The organism is Pseudomonas sp. BRM28, assembly GCF_002939405.1.
GTDB classification, from domain to species: Bacteria; Pseudomonadota; Gammaproteobacteria; order Pseudomonadales; family Pseudomonadaceae; genus Aquipseudomonas; species Aquipseudomonas palmensis.
In genome coordinates this window covers 4,801,354-4,819,942 of the sequence record NZ_PEFV01000001.1, presented here as the reverse complement: position 1 = coordinate 4,819,942, position 18,589 = coordinate 4,801,354, and the positions used below count along the sequence as shown (strand labels likewise).

Annotated in this window: 20 protein-coding genes; 7 read left to right on the top strand and 13 right to left on the bottom strand. The window is 65.6% G+C overall.

Going from position 1 to position 18,589, the window contains the following annotated elements; translation table 11 throughout:
* Positions 1–108 precede the first annotated feature (108 nt).
* Entirely contained in the window at positions 109–2,181 is a 2,073-nt protein-coding gene (locus CR917_RS22305) for an AsmA family protein (protein WP_043863507.1), read from the top strand.
* Between the two features lie 85 nt (positions 2,182–2,266).
* Here the strand turns inward: CR917_RS22305 and CR917_RS22300 are convergent, their stop codons facing one another.
* Both CR917_RS22300 and osmE read right to left on the bottom strand, forming a co-directional pair.
* On the bottom strand, positions 2,267–2,797 hold the full coding sequence (locus CR917_RS22300; protein ID WP_043863506.1) for a bacterioferritin: 531 nt from the start codon (positions 2,795–2,797) through the stop codon (positions 2,267–2,269).
* 85 nt (positions 2,798–2,882) lie between these two features.
* Positions 2,883–3,227 carry an osmotically-inducible lipoprotein OsmE gene (gene osmE, locus CR917_RS22295; RefSeq protein ID WP_043863505.1) on the bottom strand — a complete coding sequence of 115 codons (345 nt, stop codon included), beginning with the start codon at positions 3,225–3,227 and terminating at the stop codon, positions 2,883–2,885.
* Positions 3,228–3,361: 134 nt separating this feature from the next.
* On the opposite strand from osmE, the gene CR917_RS22290 reads away from it, so the two are divergent.
* A complete protein-coding gene (locus CR917_RS22290; protein ID WP_104572987.1) occupies positions 3,362–4,252 on the top strand; it encodes a triacylglycerol lipase in 891 nt (296 codons plus the stop codon).
* Here the strand turns inward: CR917_RS22290 and CR917_RS22285 are convergent.
* Positions 4,212–5,123: a DMT family transporter gene (locus CR917_RS22285; protein ID WP_054916165.1), complete on the bottom strand. Its 912-nt coding sequence runs from the start codon at positions 5,121–5,123 to the stop codon at positions 4,212–4,214. The two genes, CR917_RS22290 and CR917_RS22285, sit on opposite strands and share 41 nt — an antisense overlap.
* 113 nt (positions 5,124–5,236) lie before the next feature.
* Between CR917_RS22285 and CR917_RS22280 the strand changes: the two genes are divergently transcribed.
* Positions 5,237–6,022 carry a helix-turn-helix domain-containing protein gene (locus CR917_RS22280; RefSeq protein WP_043863502.1) on the top strand — a complete coding sequence of 262 codons (786 nt, stop codon included), beginning with the start codon at positions 5,237–5,239 and terminating at the stop codon, positions 6,020–6,022.
* A gap of 75 nt (positions 6,023–6,097) precedes the next feature.
* Complete coding sequence (locus CR917_RS22275) at positions 6,098–6,382, top strand: PsiF family protein (RefSeq protein ID WP_104572986.1); 285 nt, start codon at positions 6,098–6,100, stop codon at positions 6,380–6,382.
* A 14-nt stretch (positions 6,383–6,396) separates the two neighbouring features.
* Here the strand turns inward: CR917_RS22275 and CR917_RS22270 are convergent, their stop codons facing one another.
* Positions 6,397–7,341, bottom strand: a complete 945-nt coding sequence (locus CR917_RS22270; protein WP_104572985.1) for a hypothetical protein — start codon at positions 7,339–7,341, stop codon at positions 6,397–6,399.
* Positions 7,334–7,885 carry a hypothetical protein gene (locus tag CR917_RS22265; protein ID WP_104572984.1) on the bottom strand — a complete coding sequence of 184 codons (552 nt, stop codon included), beginning with the start codon at positions 7,883–7,885 and terminating at the stop codon, positions 7,334–7,336. The genes CR917_RS22270 and CR917_RS22265 overlap by 8 nt, the downstream gene beginning before the upstream one ends.
* 166 nt (positions 7,886–8,051) lie before the next feature.
* On the opposite strand from CR917_RS22265, the gene CR917_RS22260 reads away from it, so the two are divergent.
* Positions 8,052–9,059: an AI-2E family transporter gene (locus CR917_RS22260; protein ID WP_054916161.1), complete on the top strand. Its 1,008-nt coding sequence runs from the start codon at positions 8,052–8,054 to the stop codon at positions 9,057–9,059.
* Positions 9,060–9,103: 44 nt separating this feature from the next.
* On the opposite strand, the gene CR917_RS22255 is transcribed toward CR917_RS22260, so the two are convergent.
* From CR917_RS22255 to CR917_RS22245, 3 genes are read right to left on the bottom strand one after another with little or no spacing between them, the layout of a single operon-like run.
* A complete protein-coding gene (locus CR917_RS22255; RefSeq protein ID WP_104572983.1) occupies positions 9,104–10,042 on the bottom strand; it encodes a hypothetical protein in 939 nt (312 codons plus the stop codon).
* A complete protein-coding gene (locus CR917_RS22250) occupies positions 10,039–10,953 on the bottom strand; it encodes a hypothetical protein (protein ID WP_043863496.1) in 915 nt (304 codons plus the stop codon). The genes CR917_RS22255 and CR917_RS22250 overlap by 4 nt, the downstream gene beginning before the upstream one ends.
* A 27-nt stretch (positions 10,954–10,980) precedes the next feature.
* On the bottom strand, positions 10,981–12,246 hold the full coding sequence (locus CR917_RS22245; RefSeq protein WP_043863495.1) for an Hsp70 family protein: 1,266 nt from the start codon (positions 12,244–12,246) through the stop codon (positions 10,981–10,983).
* A gap of 166 nt (positions 12,247–12,412) precedes the next feature.
* On the opposite strand from CR917_RS22245, the gene cbpA reads away from it, so the two are divergent.
* A complete protein-coding gene (gene cbpA / locus CR917_RS22240) occupies positions 12,413–13,375 on the top strand; it encodes a curved DNA-binding protein (protein ID WP_043863494.1) in 963 nt (320 codons plus the stop codon).
* Positions 13,376–13,377: 2 nt separating this feature from the next.
* Positions 13,378–13,683, top strand: a complete 306-nt coding sequence (locus CR917_RS22235) for a chaperone modulator CbpM (RefSeq protein ID WP_043863493.1) — start codon at positions 13,378–13,380, stop codon at positions 13,681–13,683.
* Positions 13,684–13,782: 99 nt separating this feature from the next.
* Here the strand turns inward: CR917_RS22235 and CR917_RS22230 are convergent, their stop codons facing one another.
* The 5 genes from CR917_RS22230 to urtB form a co-directional block, all read right to left on the bottom strand.
* Positions 13,783–14,304 (bottom strand): GNAT family N-acetyltransferase, encoded by a 522-nt coding sequence (locus CR917_RS22230; protein WP_104572982.1) that lies wholly within the window; start codon positions 14,302–14,304, stop codon positions 13,783–13,785.
* Between the two features lie 32 nt (positions 14,305–14,336).
* Positions 14,337–15,035 carry an urea ABC transporter ATP-binding subunit UrtE gene (urtE, locus tag CR917_RS22225; RefSeq protein WP_043863491.1) on the bottom strand — a complete coding sequence of 233 codons (699 nt, stop codon included), beginning with the start codon at positions 15,033–15,035 and terminating at the stop codon, positions 14,337–14,339.
* Positions 15,036–15,138: 103 nt separating this feature from the next.
* Positions 15,139–15,999 carry an urea ABC transporter ATP-binding protein UrtD gene (gene urtD / locus CR917_RS22220; RefSeq protein WP_167400197.1) on the bottom strand — a complete coding sequence of 287 codons (861 nt, stop codon included), beginning with the start codon at positions 15,997–15,999 and terminating at the stop codon, positions 15,139–15,141.
* Positions 15,996–17,075, bottom strand: a complete 1,080-nt coding sequence (urtC, locus tag CR917_RS22215; RefSeq protein WP_043863489.1) for an urea ABC transporter permease subunit UrtC — start codon at positions 17,073–17,075, stop codon at positions 15,996–15,998. Before urtC ends, urtD begins: the two co-directional genes overlap by 4 nt.
* Entirely contained in the window at positions 17,075–18,577 is a 1,503-nt protein-coding gene (urtB, locus tag CR917_RS22210; RefSeq protein WP_104572981.1) for an urea ABC transporter permease subunit UrtB, read from the bottom strand. Before urtB ends, urtC begins: the two co-directional genes overlap by 1 nt.
* Positions 18,578–18,589 lie beyond the last annotated feature (12 nt).

The window sequence follows — 18,589 nt, the reverse complement described above, 5'->3', positions numbered from 1 at the left end:
GAAGTTCATAAAGATAATGGTAACAATCGACGGCATTGATAGTCGGAAGTGTTAAGTGCCCTCAACGGGCATGGCTGTTCGCCATGCTGTCATCAGGAGATTCGTGCAATGACGCGCCCTGCCAAAATTCTCACCTGGACCTTCGCCACTGTGCTGTTGTTGCTGGCGGTCCTGATCATCGTCATCGCCACCTTCGACTGGAACCGCATCAAGCCCACCCTCAACGAAAAGGTCTCCGAGGCCTTGCACCGACCCTTTGCGATCAATGGTGACCTGGCCGTGCGCTGGCAGCGCGATCGCGACGAGGGCGGCTGGCGCGCCTGGGTGCCATGGCCGCGCTTCATCGCCCAGGACCTGACCCTGGGCAACCCCGAGTGGCTCAAGGCGCCGCAGATGGTCGGCCTGCAGCGCGTGGAGTTTCGCCTCTCGCCGCTGCCGCTGCTGGCCCAGCGCATCGTGATCCCGCGTATCGACCTGACCCTGCCGGTGGCCAGCCTCAAGCGCCTGGCCGATGGCCGCGCCAACTGGACCTTCGATTTCGGGCCCAAGGACGAGAACGCCGAGCCGTCCAAATGGGTGCTGGATATCGGCGCCATCGGCTTCGACAAAGGCGAGGTGGCCTTCGACGACCAGACCCTCAAGACCGTGGTGAAGGTGCAGGTCGACCCGCTGGGCAAGCCCATCCCGTTCACCGACATCGTCGGCAAGGCCAGCGCCGACAAGGCGGCGAGCCAGGGTTCGGCGCCCCAGGACTACGCCTTCGGCTTCAAGGTCGACGGCCGCTACAAGGGCCAGCCGTTGAATGGCAGCGGCAAGATCGGCGGGCTGCTGGCACTGCAGGACGCCACGCAGCCGTTTCCGCTGCAGGCTGACGTGCGCATCGCCGACACGCGCGTCGCGGTGGCCGGCACCCTGACCGACCCGCGCAACCTTGGCGCGCTCGACCTGCGCCTGCGCCTGTCGGGCGCAAGCCTGGGCAATCTGTACCCACTGACCGGCGTGACCCTGCCCGACTCGCCGGCCTATTCCACCGACGGCCACCTGATCGCCAAGCTGCACGAGCCGGGCGGGGCGGTGTTCCGCTACGAGGGCTTCAACGGCAAGATCGGCGACAGCGATATCCATGGCGACCTGGCCTTCGTCGCCAGCCAGCCGCGGCCAAAGCTCACCGGCAAGCTGGTGTCCAACCAACTGCTGTTCAAGGATCTTGGCCCGCTGATCGGCGCCGACTCCAACGCCGAACAGAAGGCCCGTGGTGGCGCGAGCAAGCAGCCGGCCGGCAAGGTGCTGCCGGTGGAGGAGTTTCGCACCGAGCGCTGGCGCACCATGGACGCCGACGTGAGCTTCAGCGGCAAGCGCATCGTGCACAGCGAAGAACTGCCCTTCAAGGACCTGGCCGCGCACTTCGTGCTCGATGACGGCGTGCTGCGCCTGGAGCCGCTGAGTTTTGGCGTGGCCGGCGGCAAGCTGGATGCGCAGATCCGCCTGGATGGCCGCGCGGTGCCGATGCAGGGGCGTGCGCGCCTGAGTGCGCGCAACTTCAAGCTCAAGCAGCTGTTCCCCACCTTCGAACCGATGAAGACCAGCTTCGGTGCGCTCAATGGCGATGCCGACATCAGTGGCCGCGGCAACTCGGTGGCGGCCTTGCTGGGCACCTCCAATGGCGACCTGCGGCTGCTGATCAACGACGGCGCGATCAGCCGTGGCCTGATGGAGATCGCCGGGCTCAACGTGGGCAACTACGTGGTGGGCAAGCTGTTTGGCGACAACGAGGTGAAGATCAACTGCGCGGCGGCGGACTTCGGCATCAAGGACGGCCTGGCCAGTACGCGCCTGTTCGTGTTCGACACCGAGAACGCGATCATCTACATCGATGGCACGGCCAACTTCGCCACCGAGCAACTGGACCTGAAGATCAACCCCGAGTCCAAGGGCCTGCGCCTGTTCTCGCTGCGCTCGCCGTTGTACGTGCGCGGGCCGTTCGCCAAGCCGAGTGCAGGCGTGCAGGCAATTCCGCTGGCGTTGCGCGGGGCCGGGATGGTGGCGTTGGGGGTGGCGGTAGCGCCGGCGGCGGCGTTGCTGGCGCTGGTGGCGCCCAGCGGCGGGGACGAGAACCAGTGCACGCCGTTGCTGGAGCAGATGCGTTCGGGCAAGGCGCCCAAGACCGTCAAGGCTGGCTAAACGCATCGCGGGTCAAGCCCGCTCCCACAAGGATCACCACGGACCCTGTGGGAGCGGGCTTGACCCGCGATGAAGTCGCTGCGGTTTACAGCCCTTTGAGCAGATCCGCCATATCGTCCGCGTGCTCTTCTTCCTGGGCCAGGATGTCTTCGAAGATGCGCCGGGTGGTCGGGTCGCTGTCACCGATGTACTGGATGATCTCGCGGTAGCTGTCGATGGCGATGCGCTCGGCGACCAGGTCTTCGAGCACCATTTCCTTGAGGGTCTTGCCTGCCACGTACTGCGCGTGGGAGTTCTTGCTCAGGTTGTCGGGGTTGAAGTCCGGTTCGCCGCCCAGTTGCACGATGCGCTCGGCCAGCTTGTCGGCGTGTTCCATCTCCTGGTTGGCGTGCTCCAGGAACTCTTCGGCGGCCACGTTGGCCTTGATCCCCTCGGCCATGAAGTAGTGGCGTTTGTAGCGCAATACGCACACCCACTCGGTGGCCAGCGACTCGTTCAGCAGGCGCAGGATCTTTTCGCGGTCGGCGGTGTAGCCTTCGGTCACCGCACCGTCTTCCACGTGCTGGCGGGCGCGGTGGCGCAGGGTTTGTACATCGGTCAGTTCAACGTTGCTCATCATGTTCTCCAAGCTGAAAACGGGGTTTCACGCTCTGACGGCGCGTCGGGTGCACAGTGTGTGATTGATTGGCGCGCTAAAAGTTTTACGCGCCGGGAAGGGCCTGTTCGTCCTTCTGGCGTTGCTCGCACGTCTTGAAGCCCTTGGCATCCACATGCCCGGTGGCATCGAAACGCACGTAGTAAGCCTGTTGCTTGCCTTCATGGTTTAGCACGTAGTTGTTGCATGTGCCGCCGTGGGGCAGGTCGATGACGGAGGAAGGGCTGCCGCCGATGGCGATCACCTGCTGCATGGTCATGCCGTTGCCCACCTGCTTGACCAGCGGCTGTTCGCGGTAGGTCACGTAGTCCACAGGGTTTTCAGGGCGGTTGCTGCCGCAGCCTACCAGGGTGGCGCTTGCCAGCAGGGCTGCCAGGGCGTGCTTGTACATGGTCTCGCTCCCTTGTGAAGGCCGTCATGGCCTGATAAGGGTTGGAACCGCAGCGCACGCCGGGAGTTCGATTGCAGTTGCCATTGTTGTGCCTGTAGGGTGGTGCGCACTGCCACGGATCGGGAGGGGCTGCCATGTCGCAAGCGCTTGCAACGCGTTATCCACTGGTACTGGTGCCGGGCATGCTCGGCTTCGTGCGCCTGGTGCTGTACCCGTACTGGTTCGGCATTGTCGCGGCCCTGCGCCGGGGCGGGGCCACGGTGTTCCCGGTGCAGGTCTCGCCGATCCACGGCAACGAGGTGCGCGGTGAACAGCTGCTGCGCATCATCGACGACCTGCGCCGCCGCACCGGCGCCGACAAGGTTCACCTGCTGGGCCACAGCCAGGGTGCGCTGACCGCCCGTTATGCGGCGGCCAGGCGCCCGGAATGGGTGGCCTCGGTCACCTCCATCGCGGGCCCCAACCACGGCTCCGAACTGGCCGACTACCTGGACAGGCACTACCCCGGCGATTCCGTCCGCGGGCGCCTTCTCAAACTGGTGCTGCACGGGCTGGCACGGCTGATGGGCTGGCTGGAAACCGGCTGGCGCGGGGCAGGCCTGCCCATCGACGTGCACGCCTCGCACCAGTCGCTGACATTCGAGGGCGTGGCCCTGTTCAACCAGCGTTATCCACAGGGCCTGCCGCTGACCTGGGGTGGCGAGGGGCCGGCCGAGGTCGACGGGGTGCGCTACTACTCGTGGTCGGGCACCTTGCAGCCGGGCATCACCGACAGCGGGCGCAACCGCTTCGATGGCAGCAACCGCTTCTGCCGCCTGTTCGCGCGCACCTTCGTGCGCGAACCGGGCCAGTGCGACGGCATGGTCGGGCGGTTCAGCTCGCACCTGGGCCAGGTGATCGGCGACGACTACCCGCTGGATCACCTGGATATCGTCAACCAGTCACTCGGCGCGGTGGGCAAGGGCGCCGACCCGGTACGGCTGTTTACCGAGCACGCGGCGCGTCTGAAGGCGGCGGGGCTTTGAGGCGGCGCAGCGGGGTGGTCCAGCGTTCGGCCAGAATCACCCCGGCCAGGGTCAGCACGCCGCCCACCAGGTGATACGGCGCCAGGCGCTCGTCGAGCACCAGTGCCGCGATCACCGCGGTCAGCGCCGGCAGCAGGTTGAAGAACAGCGTGGTGCGGCTGGGCCCCAGGCGCACCACCGCCTGCATCCACACCAGTGGCGCCACGATCGAGGCCAGCACGCAGGCGTAGAGCACCAGGCCGATGTTGTCCACGCTCAGCCCGGCCTTGGGCGAGAACAGGTACAGCGGCAACAGCACCACGATCGCCACCAGCACCTGCAGGTACAGCAGTTGCAGCGGCGGCAGGCGCAGCTGCCACTTTTTCAGCAGGGTGCTGTACACCGCATAGGCCAGGGTGGCGATCAGCATCATCGCGTCTCCCAGGTTCAGGCCGTGGGCCAGCAGCGCGGCCGGGTCGCCGCCGGACACCACCACCAGCACCCCGGCGAACGACACCAGTGCACCCAGCAGCGCGCCGGCGCTCAGGCGCTGGCCCAGGGTGGCGATGGCCAGGGTCAGCGACATCAGCGGCATCAGCGACAGGATGATGCCCATGTTGGTGGCGCTGGTGATGGCGGCGGCAAAGTACGCCAGGCTCTGGTACACCGCCATGCCCAGCACCCCGAGGATGATGATCTTGCCCAGGTGCGGGCGGATCGCCGCGCGGTTGCGCAGCACTGCCCGCAGCAGGAACGGGCTGAGCAGCAGGCCGGCGAGCACCCAGCGGTAGAAGCCGATCTCGGCAGGGAAGATGGCGCCGACGGCCAGCTTGTTGACCACGGTGTTGCCGGCCCAGATCAGAATGGCCAGCAGGGGGAACGCATAATTCATGCAACAGGGACTCTTTGAAGATGACGGCGGTCATTATCCGCCTGTCTGTCTGGATGTTTATACTGCGATCCAGACAACCCGCCCATTGATCCAGACAGCATTCGACCGACAGCATGGCACGCAAATACCTCGACATCCCGCAGCTGGACGCGCTACCGGCACCGGTGTACTTCCGCTATGACGAGTTCGGCGCCGACACCCACAGCGCCGCGCACCGTCACGCCTGGGGCCAGCTCAACTACACCGCCCATGGGGTGATGCAGCTGGAGATCGACGGTCGGCGCTTCTTCTCGCCGCCCAACTACGCGGTATGGGTGCCGCCGGACACCGAGCATGGTTGCTACAACCCCCAGGCCGTGGTGTACCGCTCGGTGTACATCACCCGCGAGCTGAGCCAGAGCCTGCCTGCGCAGCCGTGCAGCCTGGTGATAAGCGACATCCTCAAGGCCATCCTCGGCGATTTTGCCCGGCGCGACGTCAAGGTACCGCGCACCGATGCCGACCAGCGCCTGGCCCAGGTGCTGGTGGACCAGTTGCACTGCGCGCCGGTGCACACCGGCTACCTGCCGTATGCCCAGGGCCCGGGCCTGCGCAGCGTGCTGCAGGCCCTGCAACGCAACCCTGGGGACAACCGTCCGCTGGGCGACTGGGCCGCCAGCGTGCATGTGAGCGAGCGCACCCTGGCCCGCCAGTTCATCCGCGAGCTGGGTATCAGCTTTGGCGAATGGCGCCAGCGCCTGCGGTTTCTGCGGGCCATCGAGGCCCTGGAGGGCGAGCAGAGCATCCAGCAGATCGCCTTCGACCTGGGCTACGGCAGCCCATCGGCTTTTATCGCGATGTTCCAGCGCCAGGCCCAGTGCACCCCGGAGCAGTACCGACGCCAGGCGCGCCGCGGCTGACAGGGGTTTGTAAAAATTCTTGTCTACACTGGTGTCGAGGCTGCGCGGATGGCGTGGCGACCAGGAGAATGCCCCATGAAAATGTTGCGTGTGCCGTTGCTGCTGCTTGGCGTCCTGATGTGTTCGCAGGGGTTCGCCGCCACCGCACAGCAGGAGAAGATGAAGACCTGCAATGCCGACGCCACCACCCAGGCGCTCAAGGGTGACGCGCGCAAGGCGTTCATGAGCACCTGCCTGAAAAAGGCCGAGCCCGCGACCCAGCAGGAGAAGATGAAGACCTGCAATGCCGACGCCACCACCCAGGCGCTCAAGGGCGACGAGCGCAAGGCGTTCATGAGTACCTGCCTGAAGAAGAAATGAGCCCTCGCTGAGGCTCAGTCGCGTGCCGGCAGGCCCACATACACCAGCCGGTCCACGCCCTCGCCAAAGAAGAACGAGAACGGCCGCCCCAGTGCGTCCATGCGCTGGTTGCACTCGGCGTGCAGTTCCCGGGCACGCGCATGGGTCATCTCGGCCATCGGCGCCGATACCAGTGGCGGGCCGATCACGAAGTGCAGGTGAATGTTGTCGGGGTTCAGGTAGTCGAGCCAGTTGCGGGTGCTGAACGCCACCTGCAGGGTGCCGTTATCGACCAGTCGGCGCAGCGCCGCGTCTTCGAACTGCAGGTGCACTGGCACCTGTGCGGCCTGGAAGTCGCGGTTGCGCACGTGCAGCAGGCCCTGACGGCCCGATCCGAGCTCGCCTGGCCCGGTGGCGAGCATGTAGAACGGCAGTGTCGGAGTCATGCCGGCCTCCAGGGTGCAGAGCATCTGGTCATCGGCCTGCGGCAGCACCTTGAGGTAGGGGTTGCTGTGCGGCGGGGTACCGATGTCCTGGCCAAGGGCAATGTGCAGGTTCTGCGGGGTCAGCACGGTGCTGTCGAAGTGACGCGGCGGCGCGCCGGTGCCCTGGCGCTGGCCAGTCAGCCCCTGGGCCTGGCCAGCGTCGAACCGCAGCTTCATGTTCAGGGTCACCGCATTGCGTGCCGGGATGATGGCTTCGAACACCTCGCGAATCTCGTCCAGCTGCTGTGGGCTCAGTGAGTCGTCCGTCAGGCGCAGGTGCACCACCTTGTCGTTGTACTCGTCCATCTCCATCACCAGGCTGTCGGTGGGGATGTGGTGCGCGGCCAGCAGCGCGAAGATCGATTCGCGGTAGCTGTAATGCACGTCCCGGCTGTAGTACAGGTCGCCCACCGGCGCCTGGAAGTGCAGCACCAGAAAGTCCTTGTCACAGCCTGCGAGCAACAGCGCGAGCGCGCACAGCAGTACCTTACGCATGGGGTTCCTTGGCCGTGTCGGCGTGTTCCTGCAGCGGCAGCAGGCGAGGCTGCCACAGGCGCAGGGTTTCGATGAGGGTGGGCCGACCATTGACGCTAAGAATGATGGCCACGCCCCGGCTGAACATCACCTCCACCTCGTTGTGCGGGTCGGTCTTTTCCTCGATGTCCTCCAGCGGCATGTGCACCGCGATGCCCTGGATGCGGTGGTGTGTTTCGCCGAAGTGCTGCAGCGAGTAGCCCCAGGTGTCCAGCGGGCCTTGCAGGCGGTACACCGCGGCGCGCTTGCCGGTGACGTGGGCCAGTTTCTTCCAGGGCAGGTCGGTGGTGCCGACCAGCGTGCGCAGCATGTAGGCCGGGCCGCCTAGAAACGCCAGGGCCTCGCGTTCGCCGTCGTTCAGCTGGCGTATCGGGGTGGCGCGGCGCAGGTACCTGACGCGGTTGAGCCAGGTCATGAAGAACGTCCAGAAGATCGGCGTGATGCGCCAGACAATCAGCACGCAGAGAATCGGCACCAGTATTTCGAGGATATCTTTTTCGCGCATGCACGCTCCTGCGATTGCGCATGGGCGCGCGGTCATTCCGTGAGGGCGGGCATCATAGAAAGATTGCCCTGGCAACGCCAGCGCGCCGCGCCCCGCGTGCCCCTATGCCTGCTCGTAGAAGGCTGGCAGACTGCCGTCTTTGTGGTCTTTCTGCCTCCGAGGTTGTATGACATTTACCCAGCGCCAGATCGTCCTGGCGAGTTGGCTCATCGTGTTCACCGGGTTGCTGCTGGCGCTGCCGCTCAAGCTGCTGCCCAGCCTGCTGGCCGGCCTGCTGGTGTTCGAGCTGGTCAACATGCTCACGCCCAAGCTGCAGCACCTGATTGCCGGGCAGCGTGCGCGCTGGGTAGCGGTGGCGTTGCTGGGCACGCTGATCGTGAGCGTGCTGAGCCTGCTGTTTGCCGGGGCCATCAGCTTTCTGCTGCACGAGGCGGAGAATCCCGGCGCGTCGCTGGACAAGTTCATGCTGCTGGTGGACCAGGCGCGCGGGCAGTTGCCGCCGTTCATCGACGCCTACCTGCCGGCCAGTGCGGCGGAGTTCAAGGTGGCCATCGGCGAATGGTTGCGCACCCACCTGGCCGACCTGCAACTGGTGGGCAAGGGCGCGGCGCACATGTTCGTGACCTTGCTGATCGGCATGATCCTGGGCGCCATCGTGGCCTTGCAGCGCATCCCCGACCTGACCCAGCGCAAACCGCTGGCCGCGGCCTTGTTCGAGCGCCTGTCGCTGCTGGTGCAGGCGTTTCGCAACATCGTGTTCGCGCAGATCAAGATTTCGCTGCTCAACACCGCCTTTACCGGGGTATTCCTGGCGGTGGTGCTGCCGCTGTTCGGGGTGCACCTGCCGCTGACCAAGACGCTGATCGTGCTGACCTTCCTGCTGGGGCTGCTGCCGGTGATCGGCAACCTGATGTCCAACACGCTGATCACCATCGTCGGCCTGTCGCTGTCGATCTGGGTGGCTGTGGCGGCGCTGGGCTACCTGATCGTGATCCACAAGGTCGAGTACTTTCTCAATGCGCGCATCGTGGGCGGGCAGATTCGCGCCAAGTCGTGGGAGCTGCTGCTGGCGATGCTGGTGTTCGAGGCGGCGTTCGGCTTGCCGGGCGTGGTCGCGGGGCCGATCTACTATGCGTACCTGAAGAGCGAGTTGCGCCGGGCCGAGCTGGTGTAAGGCCGACGGGCCTCTTCGCCAGCCTTGCTGGCGAAGCAGCCAACTCATTTCTGTGGATAAGTGACCGCTTCCACCCGATCCAGCCCCGTACCCATGAAGAAGGTGTACGGCCGCCCGAGCTTCATCTGCTCGGCGTAGCACTGGCTGTTCAGGGCCTTGACCCGATAGTCGATCTGGTAGGCACGCATCAGCTCGTGCTCGCCCAGGTCCGCCAGCTTGAACGCGATGCTCAGGCTCTTGCGGTTCTGCTCGTCAGCCGGCAGCAGCGCGAGTTCACCCTTGTCGACCTGCTGCTGCAGGCTGGCCTGCTTGAAGCGGTAGCGGGCACTCACTTTCCACAGGCTGAAGGCATCCGCTTCGCCTGTTTCGGCAAACTCCAGCACCACCCGCTGCGGGTCATCGCCCTTGGCCGCGTAGATGTCGGTCATGCCCGGGTAATACTGGCGCGGGCTGATGTACAGCAGGCAACTGACCTCGGCCTGCACCTGTTCGTTGACATCCATCGTGGTACCCGGCCATTGCTCCGGCATCGCGGCCACCGTGCTCACTTCGTCGCCCGGTTCGGCGGGCAGGGTGAACGAGGCGGGCATCGCCTCCAGGGCCTGCAGCTGGCTTGGGGTCAGGCGCTGGCGCTCGGCGGCGGTGGGTTGCAGGGTGACTTCGATAGCGAAGGTGACAGCGTTGCGCGCCTGCACGATGTCCTCGAACAGCCCGCGCAGGGCGGCCTGCTGCTGTTCATCCAGCGGTTGCAGCAGCACCACATGCACCAGGCGCTTGTCCTCGGCATCCACGTCGAAACGCAGGCGCTTGGGGTCGACCTGGCGCTGTTCGAGGGCCTCGCCGATCATCTGCAGGTTGATCGGGTCCAGCCCCCAGCGGGCGGTGCCGACGTCGGTCTGAAAGCGCACGCTCATGAATGTTTCATCGCCGCAGCCGCCCAGCAGCAGCGCGCTCGACAGTGCCAGGGTTCTGGCCAGGTTCATTGGGTTTCTTCCTTGTAGGTCACCGATTCGAGCCGGTCCAGGCCGTCCCCGACCCGAAAGCTCAGGGGGCGTGGCAAGTGATTGGCAGCGCTTTCGCACGAATGGATCAGCTGCGAAGCATTGGGTTGCAACGGAAAACTGCGGTACAGCCGCTGTTGCCCCAGGTCCGAAAAGCCCAGCATTACCACCAGTGGGTCCACCGACAGGTAGTTCGGCTCGACGAGCCACAGTTCGCCTTTGTCGATCCTGCCTTGCAGGCCGGCGTCGGTCAGCCGGTAATGCGCCGGGTAGTGCGCTTCGCCCAGCTCGACGCTGACCTGATTGGCCGTGTCCAGCGTCATCTGCCACAGGCCGGTGATGCCTTCCGGCAACGGCTTTACCGGCAGCGCCTGCAGTTGGCAGGTGACCTTGGAGTTGATGCGTTCGGTCACGTCCCGCGGCACGTTGTCGTCGTCCCTGGGCATCAGCGCCATGGTCAGCACCGTCGGGCTGAGCTCCAGCGGGATCAACAACGGTTGCGGCAGCGCGTCGATCCGCTGGCGCTCTGCCGCGCTCAGGGCCTGGCGTTGCTCGGGGGTGATGTCCAGGGTGAGTTCGATCTGCAGCGTGTTCGCCGCGCGTGCCTGCAGGATCTCGTCGAACGGTTCGCGCAACGCCTTGCGCTGCGCCTCGCTCAGCGGCTGCAGTTCCCTCACGTACACCAGGTGTTGGTCTTCGAGGTCGACCCGCCAGCGCAGGCTTTTCGGGTCGATCTGGCGTTGCACCAGGGCCTCGTCGATCATCTGCTGCTTGCGCGCGTCCAGGCCGGTGCCCGACGAGCCGGCCGAGTCCTCGAAGCGCAGGGTCATCAGGTCGTCGTTGCAACCGGCCAGCAGCAGGGCGCTGATCAGCGCCAGGGGTTTGAAACTCATCTGTTCACGTCCTTGTGGGGCGGCGGGCTAGCCGTAACGCTTGCGGGCTTCGATCGCCAGGCCGCTACCGATGCTGCCGAAGATGTTGCCCTCGACGTGGCGCGCGTTGGGCAGCATGGCCGCCACGCTCTGGCGCAGGGCAGGGATGCCGCTGGAGCCGCCGGTGAAGAATACCGTGTCGACCTGCGCCACCCCTACACCGGCCTTGTTCAGCAGCTCGCCGACGCTGCCACGCACACGTTCGAGCAGGCTGTCGATGGACGCCTCGAACAGCGCACGGGTCAACTCCACACTCAGCTCGGGCTGCACGCGCTTGAGGTCGACCAGGCGGCTGTCGCTGTGGGTCAGCTCGATCTTGGTGGCTTCCACTTCCATCGCCAGCCAGTGCCCGGCGCGCTGTTCGATCAGCTTGAACAGGCGGTCGATGCCGTCGGTGTCCTCGATGTCGTAGCGCATGCTGCCCAGCGCCAGCTGGGATTTCTGCGAGTACACCGAGTTGATGGTGTGCCAGGTGGCCAGGTTCATGTGGTGGCTGGTGGGCATGAAGGCACCGCTTTTCATGCGGCTGCCATAGCCGAACAGCGGCATCACGCCCTGCAGGCTCAGCTGCTTGTCGAAGTCGGTACCGCCGATGTGCACGCCACCGGTGGCCAGGATGTCGGCGTGGCGGTCATCGAGCATGTGGCGCTCGGGGGCCAGGCGTACCAGCGAGAAGTCCGAGGTACCACCGCCGATGTCGACGATCAGCACCAGCTCTTCGCCCTGGATGCTCGACTCGTAGTCGAAGGCTGCGGCGATGGGTTCGTACTGGAACGACACGTCCTTGAAGCCGATCTTCTTCGCCACCTCGGCCAGGGTGTCTTCGGCCTCCTGGTCGGCGGCCTGGTCGTCGTCGACGAAATGCACCGGGCGGCCCAGCACCACCTCGTCGAAGTCGCGCCCGGCATTGGCCTCGGCGCGCTTCTTCAGCTCGCCGATGAACATGCCCAGCAGGTCCTTGAACGGCAGCGCGGTGCCCAGCACGCTGGTGTCGTGCTTGATCAGCTTGGAGCCCAGCAGGCTCTTGAGCGAGCGCATCAGGCGGCCTTCGTAGCCCTCCAGGTACTCGTGCAGGGCCAGCCGGCCATAGACCGGGCGCCGCTCCTCGATATTGAAGAACACCACCGAGGGCAAGGTGATCTTGCCGTCTTCCAGGGCAATCAGCGAATCCACGCCGGGACGGTGCCAGCCGACGGTGGAATTGGAGGTGCCGAAGTCGATACCGCAGGCGCGGGCCGGGGATGCGTGACTCATGGGTGTGCTTCCGGGGGAAAAACGGCCGCGCAGTTTATGCCAGCCATCGGCAGAATCAAGACCGAATATCTGCTCGACAGCAATCCTTTGTCCGACTTGAAAGGCTATGCTTGACCCCAATCTTCACAGCAGTGATGCATTCGATAACCGATGGTGAATCGTAAAGATGGACTTCAAAGACTATTACAAGATCCTTGGCGTAGAGCCCACGGCGGATGAAAAGGCGATCAAGACCGCCTACCGCAAGCTTGCGCGCAAGTATCACCCGGACGTCAGCAAAGAGCGCGACGCCGAAAACCACTTCAAGGAAGTGAACGAGGCCTATGAGGCCCTGAGCAGCCCTGAAAAGCGCGCCGAATACGACGAGCTGCGCAAGTACGGCCAGCACGGCCGGCCCTTCCAGGGCCCGCCGGGCTGGGAAAGCCGTGGCGGTGGCGGTGGCGGTGCCGACTTTGGCGGCGGCGACTTCTCGGACTTCTTCAGTTCCATTTTCGGCTCGGCCGGACGTGGCAACGGCAACCCCTTTGGCCGTGGCCAGCAACGCAGTGCCGGTCGGCGAGGGCAGGACGTGGAAATGGAACTGGCGATTTTCCTCGAGGAAACCCTGGCCAACGAGTCGAAGAAGATCAGCTTCCAGGTGCCGCAGTACAACGCGGCCGGGCAGCGCACGGGCGACACCACCAAGACCCTCAACGTCAAGATCCCTGCCGGGGTGACCGACGGCGAGCGCATCCGCCTCAAGGGCCAGGGTGCACCGGGCGTGGGCGGCGGCGCCAATGGCGACCTGTACCTGATCATTCGCCTGGCACCCCACCCGCTGTTCGATGTCGAAGGTCATGACCTGATCATCACCGTGCCGCTGGCACCGTGGGAGGCTGCGCTGGGCACCAAGGTCGAGATGCCGACCCTGACCGGCAAGGTCAACCTGACCATCCGCCCCGACAGCCAGAGCGGCCAGCGCCTGCGCATCAAGGGCATGGGCCTGAGCAACAAGCAGGGCCAGCGTGGCGACCTGTATGCGCAGCTGAAGGTGGTGATGCCGACGCAATCGAGCGCCGAAGCCCGCGAACTGTGGACCAAACTGTCGGAGAAGGCCGGGTTCAACCCGCGAACTCAATGGAGTAAGTGACCATGAGCAGTACCCTGATCGTTCAACTGGACATGCGAACCCTTTGTCAGGAGGCCGATGTACCGGCAGCCTACGTGATCGAGATCGTCGAGCACGGCATCGTTGAACCTTCGGGGCGAACGCCGGAGGAATGGGTGTTCGACGACCGTGCCCCGGTGCTGGCCAAGCGCGCGGCCAAGCTGCACCAGGAGCTGGAACTGGAGTGGGAAGGGGTGGCGCTGGCGCTGGAGCTGCTGGAGGAAGTGAAGCAGTTGCGCAGTGAGAATTCGATGTTGAAGCAGCGCCTGGGAAGGTTTGTGCAAGGCTGACCGGCCCAATCGCGGGTCAAGCCCGCTCCCACCGATACGCCGTTGGCCTCCAAGCCAGCGCTGTACCTGTGGGAGCGGGCTTGACCCGCGATGAGGCCCTCAGCCCTGTGGGGGCTGCGCCCCCGGTGCCAGCATCAGTTGCATGAAGGTCAGGTCCAGCCACTTGCCGAACTTCACCCCCACCTGCGGCATCTGTCCGTTCAGGGTGAAGCCCAGCCGCTCGTGCAGGCGGATCGACGCCGTATTGCCGCTCTCGATCGCCGCCACCATCACATGCTTGCCACAGCCCCTGGCACGCTTGATCAGCGCCTGCATCAGCAACGGCCCCAGGCCCTGGCCGCGCTGGTCGCTGCGGATGTACACCGAATGCTCCACGGTGTGGCGAAACCCCTCGAACGGGCGCCAGTCGCCGAACGAGGCATAGCCCAGCACGTCCCCTGCCTCATTCACCGCCACCAGAATCGGATAACCCTGCGCCTGGCGCGCCGCGAACCACGCCTGGCGATTGCCCAGGTCGACCGTCTGTTCGTTCCAGATCGCCAGGGTGTTGAGCACCGCGTCGTTGTAGATATCACGGATGGCCGGCAGGTCGGCGTGCACGGCGTCGCGGATGTGATTCATGACAGGCTCTCGAAACGGGACAGGCGCACAGATTAAATCGTAACCAGGCCGCGTACACCTTCGGCCTCCATGTTTTCCCCGCGGCCCTGCTGCACGATCTCGCCGCGGGACATCACCAGGTACTGGTCGGCCAGCTCGGCGGCAAAGTCGTAGAACTGCTCCACCAGCAGAATCGCCATGTCGCCACGCGCGGCCAGTTGGCGGATCACCGCACCGATCTCCTTGATCACCGATGGCTGGATGCCTTCGGTGGGCTCGTCGAGGATCAGCAGGCGCGGGCGGCTGGCCAGGGCGCGGCCGATGGCCAGTTGCTGTTGCTGGCCACCGGACAGGTCGCCGCCGCGGCGGTGTTTCATCTGCAGCAGTACCGGGAACAGTTCGTAGATGAAGGCCGGCACCTCCCGCGCCTGGCTGGCGCCGAAGCGTGACAGGCCCATCAGCAGGTTCTCCTCCACCGTCAGGCGCGGGAAAATCTCGCGGCCCTGGGGCACGTAGGCGATTCCGGCGTGCACGCGCTGGTGCGGCTTGAGCGTGGTGATGGCCTGGCCCTCCCAGTGCACGCTGCCTTCGCGGGCGGGCAGCAGGCCCATCAGGCAGCGCAGCAGGGTGGTCTTGCCCACGCCGTTGCGGCCCAGCAGGCAGGTGACCTCTCCGACCTTGGCCTGGAACGACAGGCCGCGCAGGATGTGGCTGCCGCCGTAGTACTGGTGCAGGGTGTCGATTTTCAGCATGTGCCTTGTCCTTTTTTGTCTGTACCGGCCTCTTCGCCGGCAAGGCCGGCGCCTACCAGAGCCGCGGTGTCTCTGTAGGAGCCGGCGTTGCCGGCGAAGCTTTTCAGCGCCCCAGATAAACCTCGATCACCCGATCATCGGCCTGCACCTGTTCCAGCGAACCCTCTGCCAGCACGCTGCCCTGGTGCAGCACCGTCACATGGTCGGCAATGCTGCCGACAAACCCCATGTCATGCTCCACCACCATCAGCGAATGCCGGCCGGCCAGGCTTTTGAACAGCTCGGCGGTGAATTCGGTCTCGGCGTCGGTCATGCCCGCCACCGGTTCGTCCAGCAGCAGCAACTGCGGGTCCTGCATCAGCAGCATGCCGATCTCCAGAAACTGCTTCTGCCCATGGGACAGCAACCCCGCCGGGCGCTGCGCCGACCCGGTCAGGCGAATGGTCTGCAGCACCTGGTCGATACGGTCGCGCTGTTCGCCGCCGAGTCTTGCGCACAGGCTGGCCCACACCGACTTGTCGGCCTTCTGCGCCAGTTCCAGGTTTTCGTACACGCTCAAGGCCTCGAACACCGTCGGCTTCTGGAACTTGCGCCCGATGCCGGCCTGGGCGATCTGCACCTCGCTCATGCGCGTCAGGTCCAGGGTCTCGCCGAACCAGGCCTTGCCGGTGGTGGGGCGGGTCTTGCCGGTGATCACGTCCATCAGCGTGGTCTTGCCCGCCCCGTTGGGCCCGATGATGCAGCGCAACTCGCCCACGCCGATGTACAGGTTCAGCGCATTCAGCGCCTTGAAGCCGTCGAAGCTCACGCTGATGTCCTCCAGCGTCAGCACCGTGCCGTGGCGCACGTCCAGCCCCGGCTGGCGTGCCTGGCCCAGGCCGATGGCATCGCGACCGCTGCCGGCGTCGATGATCGGTTCGAGCATGAACTCGGGGTGTACGGCAGGCAGTGGTACGCTTCTCATTGTTCACCCCTTTTCTTCAGCAGGCCGACCACGCCCCTGGGCAGGTAAAGCGTTACCAGAATGAACAGCGCACCGAGAAAGAACAGCCAGAACTCGGGGAACGCCACGGTGAACCAGCTCTTCATGCCATTGACCACGCCGGCGCCCAGCAACGGCCCGATCAGCGTGCCGCGCCCGCCCAGGGCTACCCACACGGCGGCCTCGATGGAATTGGTGGGCGACATCTCGCTGGGGTTGATGATGCCCACCTGCGGCACGTACAGCGCACCTGCCAGGCCGCACAGCACGGCGCTCAGCACCCACACGAACAGCTTGAAGCCGCGCGGGTCGTAGCCGCAGAACATCAGGCGGTTCTCGGCGTCGCGCAGCGCCGTGAGCACGCGCCCGAACTTGCTGCGCGCCAGGCGCCAGCCCAGGTACAGGCTGCCCGCCAGCAAGGCCACGGTGAGCAGGAACAGCACCGCGCGGGTGCCCTGGGCGGTGATCTCGAAACCCAGGATGCTGCGAAAGTTGGTGAAGCCGTTGTTGCCGCCAAAGCCGGTCTCGTTGCGAAAGAACAGCAGCATGCCGGCAAAGGTCAGGGCCTGGGTCATGATCGAGAAGTACACGCCCTTGATCCGCGAACGGAACGCGAAGTAGCCGAACACCAGCGCCAAAAGCCCCGGCGCCAGCACCACCAGGCACAGTGCCCAGGCAAAGTGCTGGGTGCCGGCCCAGTACCACGGCAGCTCGCTCCACGACAGAAAGGTCATGAACGCCGGCAGGCCGTCGCCGGCCGCTTCGCGCATCAGGTACATGCCCATGGCGTAGCCGCCCAGGGCGAAGAACAGGCCATGGCCCAGCGACAGCAACCCGGCATAGCCCCACACCAGGTCCAGCGCCAGGGCAACGATGGCGTAGCACAGGATCTTGCCCACCAGGGTCAGGGTGTAGGCCGACACCTGCAGGCTGTGGCCGGCTGGGAGCAACGACAGCAGTGGCAGGGCGATCAGCACCAGCAGCACCAGGGCGCCGACGGCCAGGGTCAGGCGCGGGCCGGCCTTTTGTGTAGCAGTGACAAGCAGTGGCTGGTTCATCAGTCGATTACCCGTCCCTTGAGGGCGAACAGGCCTTGCGGACGCTTCTGGATGAACAGAATGATCAGCGCAAGGATGAGGATCTTGCCGAGCACCGCACCGATCTGCGGCTCCAGCAACTTGTTGGCTATGCCCAGGCCGAACGCGGCCCACAGGCTGCCGGCCAGTTGCCCGACGCCACCGAGCACCACCACCAGGAACGAGTCGATGATGTAGCTCTGGCCCAGGTCCGGGCCGACGTTGCCGATCTGGCTCAGGGCCACGCCGCCAAGGCCGGCGATACCCGAACCCAGGCCGAAGGCGAGCATGTCCACGCGCCCGGTGGGCACGCCGCAGCAGGCGGCCATGTTGCGGTTCTGGGTGACGGCGCGCACGTTCAGGCCCAGGCGGGTGCGGTTGAGCAGCAGCCAGGTGAGCAGCACCACGCACAGGGCGAAACCGATGATCACCAGGCGGCTGTAGGGCAGCACCAGGTTGGGCAGTACCTGCAGGCCGCCGGAGAGCCAGGCCGGGTTGGCCACCTCGACGTTCTGCGCGCCGAACAGCAGGCGGATGGCCTGGATCAGGATCAGGCTGATGCCCCAGGTGGCCAGCAGGGTTTCCAGCGGGCGCCCGTACAGGTGGCGGATCACCGTGCGTTCGAGCAGCATGCCGACCCCGGCACTCACACCGAAGGCCACCGGCAGTGCCAGCAACGGGTAGAAGTCCAGCGCGCCGGGGGCGTAGCGCTGCACCAGCACTTGCACCACGTAGGTGCTGTAGGCGCCGAGCATCAGCATTTCGCCGTGGGCCATGTTGATCACCCCCAGCAGGCCGAAGGTGATCGCCAGGCCCAGGGCTGCCAGCAGCAGGATCGAACCCAGCGACAGCCCGCTGAAGGCCTGGCCGAGCAGCTCGCCGATCAGCAGCTTGCGCTTGACCTGGGCCAGGCTGGTTTCGGCGGCGGTGCGCACCGTGGGGTCGGTTTCCACACTGGGGTCGAGCAGGCTTTCGAGGCGGGTGCGGGCCATCGGGTCGCCGGTTTCGCCCAGCAGGCGCACGGCGGCCAGGCGTACGGCGGGGTCTGTCGCGACCAGTTGCAGGTTGGCCAGGGCCAGGCCCAGGGCTGCGTGCACGGCGGCGTCGGGCTCGCTGGCAAAGCGCCGGTCGAGGAAGGCGACCTGAGCGGGCTGCGCGCTTTTCTGCAGTTGCTGGGCGGCGGCCAGGCGGACCCTCGCGTCATCGCTGAGCAGTCGATGGCTGGCCAGGGCGTTGTCCACCAGGCCGCGCAGGCGGTTGTTCAGGCGCAGCTTGCGGCTGTCGTCCGGGCCCAGGCGGCCTTGCTGCAGCGAACTCAGCAGTTCGAGGCGCGCGGGGTCGGGTTGCGCCGCCCAGCCCTGCAGCAGGCTGGCCTGTTCGTTGGGCTTGGCGGCGATGAAGTAGTCGGCGTCGCCAGCGGCCCGGGCTGCCAGAGGCAGCAGCAGGAGCAGGGCGAGCAACAGTCGGTGGAGGACCTTGGGCATATCGGTGTCCTG

What these genes read in the sequence shown, in the direction of transcription:
- CR917_RS22305 (WP_043863507.1), top strand. Translation starts at nt 109, where the DNA reads ATGACGCGCCCTGCCAAAATTCTCACCTGGACCTTCGCCACTGTGCTG.
- CR917_RS22300 (WP_043863506.1), bottom strand. Translation starts at nt 2,797, where the DNA reads ATGAGCAACGTTGAACTGACCGATGTACAAACCCTGCGCCACCGCGCC.
- osmE (WP_043863505.1), bottom strand. Translation starts at nt 3,227, where the DNA reads ATGTACAAGCACGCCCTGGCAGCCCTGCTGGCAAGCGCCACCCTGGTA.
- CR917_RS22290 (WP_104572987.1), top strand. Translation starts at nt 3,362, where the DNA reads ATGTCGCAAGCGCTTGCAACGCGTTATCCACTGGTACTGGTGCCGGGC.
- CR917_RS22285 (WP_054916165.1), bottom strand. Translation starts at nt 5,123, where the DNA reads ATGAATTATGCGTTCCCCCTGCTGGCCATTCTGATCTGGGCCGGCAAC.
- CR917_RS22280 (WP_043863502.1), top strand. Translation starts at nt 5,237, where the DNA reads ATGGCACGCAAATACCTCGACATCCCGCAGCTGGACGCGCTACCGGCA.
- CR917_RS22275 (WP_104572986.1), top strand. Translation starts at nt 6,098, where the DNA reads ATGAAAATGTTGCGTGTGCCGTTGCTGCTGCTTGGCGTCCTGATGTGT.
- CR917_RS22270 (WP_104572985.1), bottom strand. Translation starts at nt 7,341, where the DNA reads ATGCGTAAGGTACTGCTGTGCGCGCTCGCGCTGTTGCTCGCAGGCTGT.
- CR917_RS22265 (WP_104572984.1), bottom strand. Translation starts at nt 7,885, where the DNA reads ATGCGCGAAAAAGATATCCTCGAAATACTGGTGCCGATTCTCTGCGTG.
- CR917_RS22260 (WP_054916161.1), top strand. Translation starts at nt 8,052, where the DNA reads ATGACATTTACCCAGCGCCAGATCGTCCTGGCGAGTTGGCTCATCGTG.
- CR917_RS22255 (WP_104572983.1), bottom strand. Translation starts at nt 10,042, where the DNA reads ATGAACCTGGCCAGAACCCTGGCACTGTCGAGCGCGCTGCTGCTGGGC.
- CR917_RS22250 (WP_043863496.1), bottom strand. Translation starts at nt 10,953, where the DNA reads ATGAGTTTCAAACCCCTGGCGCTGATCAGCGCCCTGCTGCTGGCCGGT.
- CR917_RS22245 (WP_043863495.1), bottom strand. Translation starts at nt 12,246, where the DNA reads ATGAGTCACGCATCCCCGGCCCGCGCCTGCGGTATCGACTTCGGCACC.
- cbpA (WP_043863494.1), top strand. Translation starts at nt 12,413, where the DNA reads ATGGACTTCAAAGACTATTACAAGATCCTTGGCGTAGAGCCCACGGCG.
- CR917_RS22235 (WP_043863493.1), top strand. Translation starts at nt 13,378, where the DNA reads ATGAGCAGTACCCTGATCGTTCAACTGGACATGCGAACCCTTTGTCAG.
- CR917_RS22230 (WP_104572982.1), bottom strand. Translation starts at nt 14,304, where the DNA reads ATGAATCACATCCGCGACGCCGTGCACGCCGACCTGCCGGCCATCCGT.
- urtE (WP_043863491.1), bottom strand. Translation starts at nt 15,035, where the DNA reads ATGCTGAAAATCGACACCCTGCACCAGTACTACGGCGGCAGCCACATC.
- urtD (WP_167400197.1), bottom strand. Translation starts at nt 15,999, where the DNA reads ATGAGAAGCGTACCACTGCCTGCCGTACACCCCGAGTTCATGCTCGAA.
- urtC (WP_043863489.1), bottom strand. Translation starts at nt 17,075, where the DNA reads ATGAACCAGCCACTGCTTGTCACTGCTACACAAAAGGCCGGCCCGCGC.
- urtB (WP_104572981.1), bottom strand. Translation starts at nt 18,577, where the DNA reads ATGCCCAAGGTCCTCCACCGACTGTTGCTCGCCCTGCTCCTGCTGCTG.